Annotated in this window: 10 protein-coding genes; 8 read left to right on the top strand and 2 right to left on the bottom strand. The window is 63.2% G+C overall.

The window, feature by feature from the left end:
* The first annotated feature begins 5 nt into the window (after positions 1-5).
* Positions 6-812: an ABC transporter ATP-binding protein gene (locus tag GTP55_RS08080; RefSeq protein ID WP_161044427.1), complete on the top strand. Its 807-nt coding sequence runs from the start codon at positions 6-8 to the stop codon at positions 810-812.
* On the opposite strand, the gene GTP55_RS08075 is transcribed toward GTP55_RS08080, so the two are convergent.
* Together GTP55_RS08075 and GTP55_RS08070 are read right to left on the bottom strand one after the other, a co-directional pair.
* Positions 813-1,736: an alpha/beta hydrolase family protein gene (locus GTP55_RS08075; protein ID WP_161044426.1), complete on the bottom strand. Its 924-nt coding sequence runs from the start codon at positions 1,734-1,736 to the stop codon at positions 813-815.
* Positions 1,733-2,830 (bottom strand): RDD family protein, encoded by a 1,098-nt coding sequence (locus tag GTP55_RS08070; RefSeq protein ID WP_161044425.1) that lies wholly within the window; start codon positions 2,828-2,830, stop codon positions 1,733-1,735. The genes GTP55_RS08075 and GTP55_RS08070 overlap by 4 nt, the downstream gene beginning before the upstream one ends.
* Positions 2,831-2,986: 156 nt before the next feature.
* On the opposite strand from GTP55_RS08070, the gene GTP55_RS08065 reads away from it, so the two are divergent.
* The 7 genes from GTP55_RS08065 to GTP55_RS08035 all read left to right on the top strand — a co-directional run bounded on the left by GTP55_RS08065 (position 2,987) and on the right by GTP55_RS08035 (position 13,783).
* The gene (locus tag GTP55_RS08065) at positions 2,987-3,838 is read left to right on the top strand and encodes a hypothetical protein (RefSeq protein ID WP_161044424.1); all 852 of its coding nucleotides are present in this window, start codon (positions 2,987-2,989) and stop codon (positions 3,836-3,838) included.
* 287 nt (positions 3,839-4,125) lie between these two features.
* On the top strand, positions 4,126-5,421 hold the full coding sequence (locus tag GTP55_RS08060; protein ID WP_161044423.1) for an MFS transporter: 1,296 nt from the start codon (positions 4,126-4,128) through the stop codon (positions 5,419-5,421).
* A gap of 12 nt (positions 5,422-5,433) precedes the next feature.
* Positions 5,434-7,962 carry a nitrite reductase large subunit NirB gene (gene nirB, locus GTP55_RS08055; protein ID WP_161044422.1) on the top strand — a complete coding sequence of 843 codons (2,529 nt, stop codon included), beginning with the start codon at positions 5,434-5,436 and terminating at the stop codon, positions 7,960-7,962.
* Between the two features lie 10 nt (positions 7,963-7,972).
* Entirely contained in the window at positions 7,973-8,320 is a 348-nt protein-coding gene (nirD, locus tag GTP55_RS08050; RefSeq protein WP_161044421.1) for a nitrite reductase small subunit NirD, read from the top strand.
* Positions 8,321-8,420: 100 nt separating this feature from the next.
* The gene (locus GTP55_RS08045; protein WP_161044420.1) at positions 8,421-9,635 is read left to right on the top strand and encodes an NAD(P)/FAD-dependent oxidoreductase; all 1,215 of its coding nucleotides are present in this window, start codon (positions 8,421-8,423) and stop codon (positions 9,633-9,635) included.
* Positions 9,636-9,645: 10 nt separating this feature from the next.
* Positions 9,646-12,369 carry a nitrate reductase gene (locus tag GTP55_RS08040; RefSeq protein ID WP_161044419.1) on the top strand — a complete coding sequence of 908 codons (2,724 nt, stop codon included), beginning with the start codon at positions 9,646-9,648 and terminating at the stop codon, positions 12,367-12,369.
* 43 nt (positions 12,370-12,412) lie between these two features.
* Positions 12,413-13,783, top strand: a complete 1,371-nt coding sequence (locus GTP55_RS08035) for a glutamine synthetase family protein (RefSeq protein WP_161044418.1) — start codon at positions 12,413-12,415, stop codon at positions 13,781-13,783.
* Positions 13,784-13,801: the final 18 nt, after the last annotated feature.

The following is a 13,801-nucleotide window of genomic DNA, read 5'->3' as shown; positions in this document are numbered from 1 at the left end:
CGATCATGGACGAATCACGATTCATCGACATCGAAGGCGTGGAGATGGTTTTCCACACCAAAAAGGGCGTGTTCCATGCGCTGCGCGAGATTGACCTCAAAGTGGCCAAGGGCGAATTCATTACCCTGATCGGCCACTCGGGCTGCGGCAAGTCGACCTTGCTCAACCTGATCGCCGGCCTGCTGCAACCGAGTGACGGCGTACTGCTGTGCGCCAACCGCGAAATCGCCGGACCGTCGCCGGAGCGTTCGGTGGTGTTCCAGAACCACTCGCTGCTGCCATGGCTGACGTGCTATGAGAATGTGTATCTCGGCGTGGAGCGGGTGTTCGGCAAGGCGGAATCGAAAGCGCAGCTGCGTGAGCGCACCATGGCTGCGCTGGCGCTGGTGGGCCTGACGCATGCCGAGACCAAGCGGCCGCATGAAATTTCGGGTGGCATGAAGCAGCGCGTCGGCATCGCCCGCGCGCTGGCGATGGAGCCGAAAGTGCTGCTGATGGACGAGCCATTCGGCGCGCTGGATGCGCTGACCCGCGCGCACTTGCAGGACGAACTGCTGAAGATCGTCGCCGCCACCAAGTCCACCGTGGTGATGGTGACGCACGACGTAGACGAAGCGGTACTGCTGTCGGACCGCATCGTCATGATGACCAACGGCCCGGCCGCCACCATCGGCGAAATCGTCAACGTGCAGCTGGACCGCCCGCGCGATCGCGTGGCCCTGGCGGCGGATGCGAAGTACATGGAATACCGCACTGCGGTGCTGGAATTCCTGTACCGCAAACAGGCGCATCCTGCGAAGGAAGCGGCGTAATCAACGCGGCGCGGGCCGCTGCCGCTTGAACCAATCGGCCAGGCTGGCGACATAGTCTTGCAGATGCGGCTTGTCGGGCGCTTGCAGCGCGTGGCTGGCGTTGGGGTATTCGATGAAGGTGAAGTCCTTGTCCGGATGTTTGGCAAAGTCGTCGCGCAAGGCGCGGCCGGATTCGATCGCTTCACTCTCGTCCTTCTCGCCCATCGCCGCGATGATCGGCATGTCCAGCTGGTGATAGGTAAGCAGTGGATCGTAAAACAGGTGCGAGCTCCAGTAGCGGTAGCTGTGGCCGAAGAATTCCTTGTCGACGCTATCCGGATTGGCCTTGATGTCGGCGTAGGTTTGCAGGAGGTAAGCGCGTGAAAACGGCTTGGCATACGGCTCGACGCCGCGATTGGCAAAGATCAGAAAGCCTTCGCTTTGCGGCAGGCCGCCGCTGCCTCCAGTGGCGAGCCAGCCGATTTTCGGACTGCGCAAGGCCACCAGCGGCGCTACTGTGCCACCTTCCGAAAAGCCCAGCACCGCCAGGCTGCGCGCGGGCAGTGCTTTCAGCGCCGGAAGGCTGTCGATGAAGGCCAGGTTGTCGCTGACGCGGCGTTCCAGATAATCTACAGCGTTGTAGGCGGCGGAGCAGGTCTCGCTGTTGTCGCCTTTATTGATGCCGGTCTTCTCCAGGAAGTAGACATCCACCGGCGCCGGATAGCGCTCGAAGAAGAACGGCACGCGGCTACCGAAGTCCTTGCATCCCGAACCGCTGATCAGCAATATCGGCGTGGCCTTGCCGGTGGCCTCTGTATCGTGCAGATGATAGTAGCGGCGCGGTTGGCCATCGATGGTGATCGGCGCTTCATCCAGTACGCGCGCGGCGAATGCGGAGGTGGCCAGCAGCGCGGCGCCGGCTGCCAGGAACAGGCGGCGCATCATGGCAGTCCCGCCACGCGCCACTCCTGCGGCGTATGGGTGTAGTTTTGGCTTTGCCAGAACTGCGCAATGCCGATGTCGAAGCCGGAAGTGATTGTTACGGTAACAGTTTTCATTTGCTTGGCATTTGCGTAGTTTTCCAGCGCGAGTTTGGCGATGCGCCGCGCCAGTGCTTCGCGGTCCGGCGTTGAGGCGTCGACGATGGCATTGATGTTGAGGAGATTGAAGCCGCCGCCGTCACCCAGGTTGGCGCTGACCATGACGGTGGCGCCGGTCACGCCGGGGAGTTCTATCACCACGTGCTGGACACGCAGCATGCCGCCGAGTGCAGTGTCGGTTGCCCCCGGCCGCGCTATCCACACGCCCGCCACGCAGAAGGCCACCAGCGATGCCGCGACGACGGCGGCATGGCCACGCCAGATATGCGCTGCCGGCAGCGCCAGCGGCCCGCGCGTCGCCCTGACGACGAACGCGCCTACGGCCAGGTCGTGCAGCGACTGCCGCGTCCTGCGATTGAAGAGCAGAAGATAGAACACGCAGAAGCTCACGCCGAATAGCAGCATCGATAAGCCGGAAGCGACCGATCCATTGAGTGAGGTGAAAGCGGCAGGCAAGCCACTCAGGAAATAGGCCAGGCAGAAAATGGCAGCGCGCAGCGCCGCCGCCCCCAAGCCCAGCGGTGCACCGTCGGGCCGGATCACCCGCAGCCCCAGGATTCTCATGCCCAGCGACTGGCCGCCGCCGATACGGCTTTGCGGCACGCCAAAGTAGTAGGTGGCGATGACAAACCCCACCACGCGGCCCCACGGTCCGAGCGCCATCAACTGGTCGCGCAGGCAGGCGCCGATAATCACGCCGATCAGGGCGAGTATCAGCGAATCGATGAGGAAAGCGCCGATGCGGCGCCACACGCCGGCGACAGTCGCCGGCAATGCCGGTCCTTCTTCAACGGTGGGAATCTCGCGCGGCGCGGCGGCCAGCGAGGCGAGGCGGGCTTCGATTTCTGCGACGCGTTCCGGATAGCGGCCGGCGTCGATATGCTTGCTTATCTGGCGGAGTTCTGGTTCCGAGTATTTGCTGTAGTCCGGCTGATCCATCCAACATCCATTTAAGTATTTGGCAACTAAGTATAGCGCGCAATCGTCGTTGGAGCATAGCAAGCCGGCTGGTCCCTGGTGGGCCGCCACACAGTTGACCATCTGCTTCGTCGGTTTATGTAACAATGTTAGTCTATTTGCAAAATCACCTCGCCGATGAAAAATATTGTATTGACCTTGTTCCTGGCCGCAGGCCTGGCCGCCTGCAACCGTGAAGAAAAGCCTGTTGAACCGCCCAAGCCCGCAGCACCGGTCGCGCCGCAGCTGGCTACTGCCGCCAAAATCGACAGCGCAGAGCTGATGCAGGCCGTGTTTGGCGCTGCCTACAAGACGGCGGACAAGAAAGCCATCGCCACCCTGGCTATTGACGGTGGCGAAATGCCTCATGTGATGACGGCTGTCGCCAACACGCAGCTGCCGGATGGCCGCGTCGTCCTGATCGTCAACGGCGCAGTCGCTGCCGACGATGGCTCGAACATGGCGAGCCACGCCGACTCCGGTGTATTGAATGTCTACCTGTTGCAGCGCGCAGGTGACCATTGGACGGTACTGCAGCGCCAACAGAATGTTGCGGCGCTGGGCTCGGAAGGCTTTATCGGCAGCGTGAAATGGGTGATGCTGGCGCCGGGCAAGCCGGGATTCATTGTGTCCAATGGCGGCGTGTGGCAAGGCTATGCCATCACCCATGCCGACATTTTCGAATTGGGCGCCAATGTGCGTAGTCTCGGCGGCTTCAACGAAGCTTCCACCAATGAAGGCGCGTGCGGTCCGGCCGTGGACGAATGCTGGAAGGTGGACGGGGACATCAGCTTCGCTGCCGAAACGCAGCAGAGCGGATATAACGACATCGTGGTCAACTTCGCCGACAAGCGCTACACGGTGACGGAAGAGAAAAACGGCGATTTCGTTGAACACGTCAAGAGCAATACCAAGGCCAGCGCCCGCTACCACTTCAATGGCAAGGAATATGACCTCGTCAGCGGCGCCAACCCCGTCCCCGACATCTGAAGCACGCACCGTGAATGCGCACCGATAGTGTGCGCTGTGCACCGCAACATAGCGCTGCCCCATGGCGGCGTTCTTCCGCTTTACACGCTTTCCCTCTGTAGATGCGGCCTCCAGCCGCTGGCATGACTCTTGCGACTGTAAGCGCAAGGGATCAACGGCGATCTCCCCGAAGTACACGAATACATAGCTGGTCCAAGGACGGACTGGCAGGACAACGGCGTCCGCCCAACCCGGTCTTTGAGGCCCGGTTGCGCGGACGCCTTTTTGTTTTCTGAACGGGATAAAACATGGCCAGCAAAGCTACCAGCATCAAGCTCTTTTCGTTTTCAACGCCTCAGATGCGGGCGTTCCACTTGACCTGGATGGCGTTCTTCGTCTGCTTCTTCGCCTGGTTTGCCTGCGCGCCGCTGATGCCGGTGATTAAAGGGGAATTCGGCCTGACGCCAGGGCAGATCGCCAATATCAATATCGCCGCCGTTGCCGTCACCATCCTCGTGCGGCTGATCGTCGGCCCGCTGTGCGACCACTTCGGCCCGCGCAAAGCCTATACCGGCTTGCTGCTGCTGGGTTCCATCCCGGTGATCGGCGTCGCCTTCGCGCAGAGCTACGAGAGCTTTCTGTTCTTCCGCCTCGCCATCGGTGCAGCCGGCGCCAGCTTCGTCATCACGCAGTACCACACCTCGGTGATGTTCGCGCCCAAGGTGGTGGGCACCGCCAACGCGGCGGCCGCAGGCTGGGGCAATGCAGGCGGCGGCGTCGCGCAAGCCGCCATGCCGCTGCTGATGACCGCCATGGTCATGCTGGGCGTGAGCGAAGGCTTCGGCTGGCGCGCCGCGCTGATCGTGCCCGGCGTGCTGATGATCGTCATGGCCTTTGTCTACTACCGCTACACGCAGGACTGCCCGCAAGGCAACTTCAGCGAACTGCGCGCCGCCGGCATCACGATTGAGGGCGGCAAGAAGGGCGGCTGGGATTCGTTCAAGCTGGCCGCATCGAACTACCGCGTATGGCTGCTGTTCATCACCTACGGCGCCTGCTTCGGCATCGAGATCTTCATCCACAACATCGCCGCCATCTACTACGTCGATCACTTCCAATTGACGCTGGCGCAAGCCGGCATGGCGGCCGGCAGCTTTGGCTTGCTGGCGTTGTTTGCTCGCGCGTTGGGCGGCTGGGTATCGGACAAATTCGCCGCCGGCGGCAACCTGAATAACCGCGTCACGCTGTTGTTCGTGCTGATGCTGGGCGAAGGCGCCGGCCTGCTGATGTTCGCTCACGCCGGCAACGCCATGCTGGCAGTGGCCGCGATGCTGTTCTTTGGCCTGTTCACCCACATGGCCTGCGGCGCGACCTACGCCGTGGTGCCGTTCATCGACAAGCGCGCACTCGGCGGCGTGGCAGGCATCATCGGCGCCGGCGGGAATGTCGGCGCGGTCGCTGCCGGCTTCCTGATGAAAGGCACCGGCGACGTGCAGCGTACCCTGAGCATCCTGGGCGTGCTGGTCGCCATCTCCGCCTTGTGTGCACTGGCTGCGCGCTTCAGCAGCGCCACCGTACAAGAAACCGCCGTCGCTACCGCTTAAAGGAATCGCATCATGAAAATTATCGTTATCGGCCATGGTATGGTTGGCCACAAATTCCTGGAAAGCCTGGCCACCAGCGGCGCCGCCAACCTGCAGGTGACGGTACTGTGCGAAGAACCGCGCGCCGCCTACGACCGCGTGCACCTGTCGGAATTCTTCTCCGGTAAGTCGGCGGACGATTTGTCGCTGGTGAAGCCAGGCTTCTTCGAGCGCGACGACATGGTGCTGCGCCTGAACACCCGCGCCACCGCCATCGACACCGAAGGCAAAACCGTCACCACCGCCCAGGGCGAGGTTCTGGCGTATGACAAACTGGTAATCGCCACCGGCTCGTTCCCGTTCGTGCCGCCATTGCCGGGCAAGGAACGCAAGGACTGCTTCGTCTACCGCACCATCGAAGATCTGGAAGCGATGCTGGAATGCGGCCAGCGCGCCAGGACCGGCGTGGTGATCGGCGGCGGTCTGCTGGGCCTCGAATGCGCGAAAGCCCTGCGCGATATGAAGCTGGAGACGCACGTCGTAGAATTCTCGCCGCGCCTGATGGCGGTGCAGGTAGACGATCATGGCGGCCGGGTGCTGCGCCGTAAAATCGAAGAGCTGGGTGTGACTGTCCACACGGGCAAGAACACCACCGCCATCGTCGATGGCGTCGACGGCACCCACCGCATGGAGTTCGCAGATGGCGGCCATCTGGATGTGGATATGATCGTGTTCTCGGCAGGTATCCGTCCACGCGACATGCTGGCCAAGGAAGCCGGCCTGGCGATCGGTCCGCGCGGCGGCATCGAAATCAATAACAACTGCGTCACCTCCGATCCGGACGTCTACGCGATTGGCGAGTGCGCACTGTGGGGCGGCTTGATCTTCGGCCTGGTGGCGCCGGGCTACGAAATGGCGCGCGTCGCCGCCAAGCATATGCTGGGCGAAGCGGCGGAATTCGCCGGCGCCGACATGAGCACCAAGTTGAAGCTGATGGGCGTGGACGTGGCCTCGATCGGCGACCCGCATGGCAAGGAAGAGGGCAGCCACTCGTACCAGTTCATTGATGAGCGCAAGCAGATCTACAAGAAGATCGTGGTGTCCAGCTGCGGCAAGTACCTGCTGGGCGGCGTGATGGTGGGTGACGCCGCCGAATACGGCACGCTGCTGCAAATGATGCTGAACAAGATCGAGCTGCCGGAGTCGCCGGAATTCCTGATCCTGCCGCAGTCGGACGGCGCGGCCAGGCCGGCGCTGGGCGTGGATGCGCTGCCGGACAGCGCGCAGATCTGCTCCTGCAATAACATCTCCAAGGGCCAGCTGTGCGCCGCCGTGGCCAACGGCGCCACCACCATCGGCGCGCTGAAATCCTGCACCACCGCTGGCACCGCGTGTGGCGGCTGCGTGCCGCTGGTGACGCAGGTGATGAAGGCCGAGATGAAGAAGCAGGGCATGGAGGTGAACAACCATGTGTGCGAACACTTTGCCTACTCGCGCCAGGAGCTGTTCCACCTGATTAAAGTCGGCCAGGTCAAGACCTTCAACGACCTGCTGCACAAGCATGGCAAGGGCCTGGGCTGCGACGTTTGCAAACCACTGGCCGCCAGCATCCTGGCCACCATCAACAACGAGTTTGTGCTGAAGAAGGAACACGCCAGCCTGCAGGACACCAACGACTACTTCCTCGGAAATATCCAGAAGGACGGCACCTACTCGGTGGTGCCGCGTATGCCGGCCGGCGAAGTCACCGCCGATGGACTTATCGCGGTCGGCATGGTGGCCAAGAAGTATGGCCTGTACACCAAGATCACCGGCGGCGCGCGCGTCGACCTGTTTGGCGCGCGCGTCGAGCAGTTGCCGCTGATCTGGGAAGAACTGATCGCTGCCGGCTTCGAGTCCGGCCACGCCTACGGCAAGTCGCTGCGCACGGTGAAGTCCTGCGTCGGCTCCACCTGGTGCCGTTACGGTGTTGATGATTCAATCGGCCTGGCGATCGAACTGGAAAACCGTTACAAGGGTTTGCGTACGCCGCACAAGATCAAGTTCGGCGTGTCCGGCTGCACGCGCGAATGCGCCGAAGCGCAGGGCAAGGACGTCGGCATCATCGCTACCGAAAAAGGCTGGAACCTGTACGTGGCCGGCAACGGCGGCATGAAGCCGCGCCATGCCGAGCTGCTGGCGACGGAACTGGACAAGGAAACGCTGATCAAGTACATCGACCGCTTCCTGATGTTCTACAGCCGTACCGGCGACCGCCTGCAACGCACCAGCACCTGGCGCGAGAATCTGGAAGGCGGCCTGGATTACCTGAAGCAGGTGGTGGTGCAGGATAAGCTGGGCATCGGCGCCGAACTGGAGGCCGACATGCAGCACGTGGTCAATACCTATTCGTGCGAGTGGAAGGAAGCTGTCGAAAATCCTGAAACCCGCAAGCGCTTCCGCCACTTCGTCAACAGCGACAAGGGCGACGAGAACGTGTTGTTCATGCAGGAGCGCGGCCAGATTCGTCCGGCCACCATTGAAGAGCGCAAGCGCGTGATTCCTATCGTAGCCGCCGTTTGAGGAGAAGATAATGCATCGTGATATTCAAACCGATAACTGGATCGCCGTCTGTAACCTGGACGACATCGTCCCCAACACCGGCGTGTGCGCGCTGCTGAATGACGCGCAGGTGGCCGTATTCCACGTCGACGACGGCGGCTCGCGCGTGTTCGCCATCGATAACTACGATCCGAATTCGGAAGCGTCGGTGCTGTCGCGTGGCCTGGTCGGTTCGCTGGGCGAGCGCATCGTGGTCGCGTCGCCGATCTACAAGCAGCACTTCGACCTGCAAACCGGCGAATGCGTGGAAGCGCCGGAGCATTCGGTGGGCACCTACCCGGCCCGTATCGCCGATGGCAAAGTCTGGGTCGGCCTGTGATAGCCCTGACGTCGTTCCCGCGCAGGCGGGAACCCATGGAATGCTTGCCGGGCATGGATTTCCGCCTGCGCGGGAATGACGGCGTGCATAAGGAGGCGATATGAAGCCCTCACTGGTCGTCATCGGCAACGGTATGGCCGGCATGCGCACGGTCGAGGAATTGCACAAGCTGGCGCCGGATATGTACGACATCACCGTGTTCGGCGCCGAGCCGCATGGTAACTACAACCGCATCCTGCTGTCGCCGGTGCTGGCGGGTGAGAAGAGCATGGAGGACATCATGCTCAACACCCGCGAGTGGTATGTGCAGCATGGGATCACGCTGCATGCCGGCGATCCGGTCGAGCGTATCGACCGCCGCCAGCGCATCGTGCGTGCGAAGTCCGGGCTGGAAGTACGCTACGACCGCCTGCTGATCGCCACCGGATCCAAGCCTTTCATCATACCGGTGCCGGGGCACCAGTTGAACGGCGTGCTGGCCTTCCGCGATATCCAGGACGTGGAGAATATGCTGGCCATGGCGCGCAATCATCGCAACGCAGTGGTGATCGGCGGCGGCCTGCTTGGGCTGGAAGCGGCCAATGGCCTGCAACGCCAGGGCATGAACGTGACCGTGGTCCACGTGACCGACGCGCTGATGAACCAGCAGCTCGACAAGCCCGCCGCGTCGCTGCTGCAAAAAGCGCTGGAAGCGAAGGGCCTCAAGTTTATGATGGGTGCGCAGACCGACTCGATTCTCGGCGAGGAACGCGTGACCGGTGTACGCTTCAAGGACGGCGCCGAGATCCCGGCCGATCTGGTGGTGATGACTGCCGGTGTGCGTCCGAATATCGAACTGGCCAAGGCGGCCGGCCTGCATTGCGAACGCGCCATTGTGGTGGACGATACGCTACAAACCTACGACCCGCGCATCTACGCCGTGGGCGAATGCGTGCAGCACCGCAGCGCCACTTTCGGCCTGGTGGCGCCGATCTGGGACCAGGCGCGCGTGTGCGGCGCGCATCTGGCCGGCGCCGGCGTGCGCCGCTATGTGCAACAAACCTCGCCGACGCGGCTGAAGGTGACCGGCGTCGATCTGTATTCGGTGGGTGACTTCATCGGTGGCGAGGGCAGTGAGGACCTGGTGCTGCGCGACGCGCGCCGCGGCGTCTACAAGCGGCTGGTCATTAAGGATGGCCGCGTTACCGGCGCCGTGCTGTATGGTGACGTCAAGGACGGTCCTTGGTATTTCAATCTGATCCAGAACCGCAGCGATATCACGCCTATCCGTCAAACCCTGTTATTTGGCGAAGCCTTGTCCAGCCGGGCCGCCTGAAGGAATCGCTTTGAACCTGTCCACCGACCATCTGGCCATCCGTACCACTTGCGCATACTGCGGCGTAGGCTGCGGCGTGCAGGCCACACCCCGGGACGATGGCACGTTCGCTATCGCCGGCGACAAGCTGCACCCGGCGAACAAGGGCCGCCTGTGCGTGAAAGGCTCCACGCTGGGCGAGACCGTTGGGCTGGAAGGCCGCCTGCTGTATCCACAGGTGCGCGATGCCGATGGCCTGCACCGCGTCTCGTGGGACGACGCGCTGGGCAAGGTCGCCGACGCGTGGAAGGACATCATCGCCGAACATGGTCCTGACGCGGTGGCGCTGTACGTCTCCGGCCAGCTGCTGACGGAAGACTACTACGTCGCCAATAAGCTGATGAAGGGTTACATCGGCAGCGCCAACATCGATACCAACTCGCGCCTGTGCATGTCGTCCGCCGTGGCGGGCTACAAGCGCGCGTTCGGCGAAGACCTGGTGCCGGTCTGCTACGACGACCTGGAACTGGCCGACATGGTGGTGCTGGTCGGCTCCAACACCGCGTGGTGCCATCCGATCCTGTTCCAGCGCATCCTGAAGGCCAAGGAAGCGCGGCCCGAGATGAAGCTGGTGGTGATCGATCCGCGCCGCACCGCCACCTGCGAGCTGGCCGACCTACACCTGCCGGTCAAGGCGGGTACCGATGTGTGGCTGTTCAATGGCCTGCTGAGTTATCTGTCGCGCATCGGCGCAATCGATCCGCGCTTCATCGGCGAGCATACCAATGGCTTCGACGCCGCGCTGAACGTGGCCAACGCCGATTGCGCCGATCCCGCCGCGGTGGCGAAGATCTGCCGCATCGAACTGCCGCTGCTGCTTGAGTTCTACGAACTGTTTGCCGCCACCGCCAGGACCATCACCGCCTATTCGATGGGCGTCAACCAGTCGTCGGCCGGTACCGACAAGGCCAACGCCATCATCAACTGCCACCTGATCGGCGGCCGGATCGGCAAGCCGGGCATGGGCCCGTTCTCGATCACCGGTCAGCCGAACGCCATGGGCGGCCGCGAAGTGGGCGGCCTGGCCAACATGCTGGCCGCGCACATGGACCTGGAACGCGCCGAGCACCGCGACGTGGTACAGACCTTCTGGGAATCGCCGGCCATCGCCGACAAGGGCGGCCTGAAGGCGGTGGACCTGTTCAAGGCCATCGAAGAGGGCAAGGTCAAATCGGTGTGGGTGATCGCCACCAATCCGGTGGTCAGCATGCCAGATGCCGACCAGGTGCGCCGCGCGCTGGACAAGTGCGAACTGGTAATCTCGTCCGACATCATGCAGGATACCGACACCACCGCCTACGCCGACGTGCTGCTGCCGGCGCTGGGCTGGGGCGAGAAGGACGGCACGGTCACCAACTCCGAGCGCCGCATCTCGCGCCAGCGCGCCTTTTTGCAGGCGCCGGGCGAGGCGCTGCCGGACTGGCAGATCCTGTCGCTGTTCGCGCAGCGCATGGGCTACAGCGGTTTCGATTTCTGCGGCCAGCACGGCGTGTTCGATGAACATGCGCGCCTGAGCGGCTTCCGCAATGCTGTCAGCGACGTGCCGCGCGCGTTCGATATGTCGGGCCTGGCCGGTCTCAATCAACGTGAATACGATGACCTGGAACCGGCGCAATGGCCGGTGCGCCGCAACGCCGCCGGCAAGTTGCAGACGGAAGTGCGCCTGTTCAAGGACGGCGTGTTTGCCCATGCGGACGGCAAGGCGCGCTTCATCGCCACTGCGCCGCGCCTGCCGCGTCACGCCGTCAGCGAGGACTATCCGCTGTCGCTCAACACCGGCCGCGTGCGCGATCAGTGGCATACCATGACCCGCACCGGCAAGTCCGCCACGCTGGCCGATCACATCGCCGAATCGTTCGTCGATATGCATCCGCAGGATGCGTTACTGAGTGGCGTGAAAGAGGGGGAACTGGCGCGCGTCACCTCCGAATGGGGCGCGATGGTGGCGCGGGTGCAGCACGGCGGCGGCATCCCGCGCGGCAGCGTTTTCATCCCGATCCACTGGAGCGGCCAGACCGCGTCCGATGCGCGGGTGGGCGCGGTGGTTAATCCGGTGGTCGATCCGGTGTCCGGCGAGCCTGAGTTCAAGCATACGCCGGTGCGCGTTGAGCAGTTCCGCGTCAACTGGCATGGCTTCATCCTGAGCCGCGATGAGGTGAACCTCGACAGCATCGCCCACTGGACCCGCATCCAGGGCCGCGAGTTCGCGCGCTATGAACTGGCCGGCCGCAACACCATCAAGGACCATGCCGCATGGGCACGGGCGCTGCTGGGCGTGGAGGATCTGGATGCCGACTGGCTGGAGTATGAAGACAAGACCGCCGGCGTGTATCGCGCCGTGCACGTGGTGGACGACCGCATCGCGCAGTGCATTTTCCTGTCGCCGCGCCAGGACATGCCGTCGCGCGCGTGGCTGGCCAGCCTGTTCGCCAGGGAGCAGCTGAGCGAGATCGACCGCGTCGGCCTGCTGGTCGGCATGCCGGTGGAGAAGGGCGCCGATACCGGGCCAACCGTATGCTCGTGCTTCGGCGTCGGCCGCAACACCATCTGCAACGCCATCATCGAGAAAGACCTGAAGACGGTGCCGGAAGTGACGGTCTGCCTGAAAGCCGGCGGCAACTGCGGCTCCTGCGTACCCGAGATCAAGAAGATTCTGGTGCAGACACGCGTGGAGGCAGAGGAAGCAAGGTTGTGATTATGGTAAGCTAGGTCTGTCGACAGCAAAATGGAGTGCCCACATGTCTATCCGTGAAAACTTCTCCGATGCTGACATGGACCAGTGGCTCAACGATAACCGAGTCACCGAAATTGAATGCCTGGTGCCCGACTTGACGGGGGTGGCGCGCGGTAAGATCCTGCCGCGCGCCAAATTCACGCAGGACCGGGGCATGCGGATTCCAGAGGCCGTGCTGGGCATGACCGTCACCGGCAACTACCCGACCGAGAACGCGGCCTATGACCGCGCCATCTCCAACACCGACCGCGACATGATCCTGCGCGCGGACCCCGGCAGCATCACCACCGTCCCCTGGGCCATCGACCCGACCGCGCAGGTGATCCACGACTGCTACTTCGCCGACGGCACGCTGGTGGACTTTGCGCCGCGCTCCGTGCTGCGCCGGGTGCTCAAACTGTATGCGGACAAGGGCTGGAAGCCGGTGGTGGGGCCGGAGCTGGAGTTCTACCTCACCGAGAAGAACATCGATCCCGACCTGCCGCTGCGCGCGCCGGTGGGCCGCAGCGGCCGCGCCGAGACCACGCGCCAGGTCTACAGCATCGACGCCGTCAACGAATTCGATCCGCTGTTCGAGGACATATACGACTACTGCGCGCTGATGAATCTCGACGTCGATACGCTGATCCACGAGACCGGCGCCGGCCAGATGGGCCTCAACTTCCAGCACGGCGACGCGATGGCGCTGGCTGATAATGTGTTCTACTTCAAGCGCACCTTGCGCGAGGCGGCGCTGAAGCACCATATGTACGCCACCTTCATGGCCAAGCCGATGGCCGGCGAGCCCGGATCGGCCATGCATGTGCACCAGAGCGTGAGCGACGCCGCTACCGGCAGCAATATCTTCACCCTTGCGGATGGCTCGCCGTCGCCGCAGTTCCGCCATTACATCGGCGGTTTGCAGCGCTATACGCCGTCGGCGATGGCGATCCTGGCGCCGTATGTCAATTCGTACCGGCGCATCGTGCGCCATACGGCGGCGCCGATCAACGTCCAGTGGGGCATGGATAACCGCACCGTGGGCTTCCGCATTCCAATCTCCGGCGTCGCGCAGCGGCGGGTCGAGAACCGCATCATCGGCGCCGACGCCAATCCCTACCTGGCGATGGCCGTCACGCTGGCCTGCGGTTACCTTGGCCTGGTCGACCAGCTGGAGCCGACGCCCATGGTCACCGGCAGCGCCTATGACCACTTCTACGAACTGCCGCAAGGCCTGCCGGAGGCGCTGCAGCTGCTGCAGCGTGAAGACCGGCTGCGCGAGGTGCTGGGCGAACGCTTTATCGACGTCTACGCCGCCATCAAGGAACTGGAGCACCAGGAGTTCATGACGGTGATCTCGCCGTGGGAGCGGGAACACTTGTTGCTCCACGTTTGAATCACCTCGACCGCTGCT

Source organism: Duganella margarita (assembly GCF_009857535.1).
GTDB lineage: Bacteria > Pseudomonadota > Gammaproteobacteria > Burkholderiales > Burkholderiaceae_D > Rugamonas > Rugamonas margarita.
The sequence above is the reverse complement of the archived record's forward strand: the minus strand, read 5'-3'. Positions and strand labels throughout refer to the sequence as shown.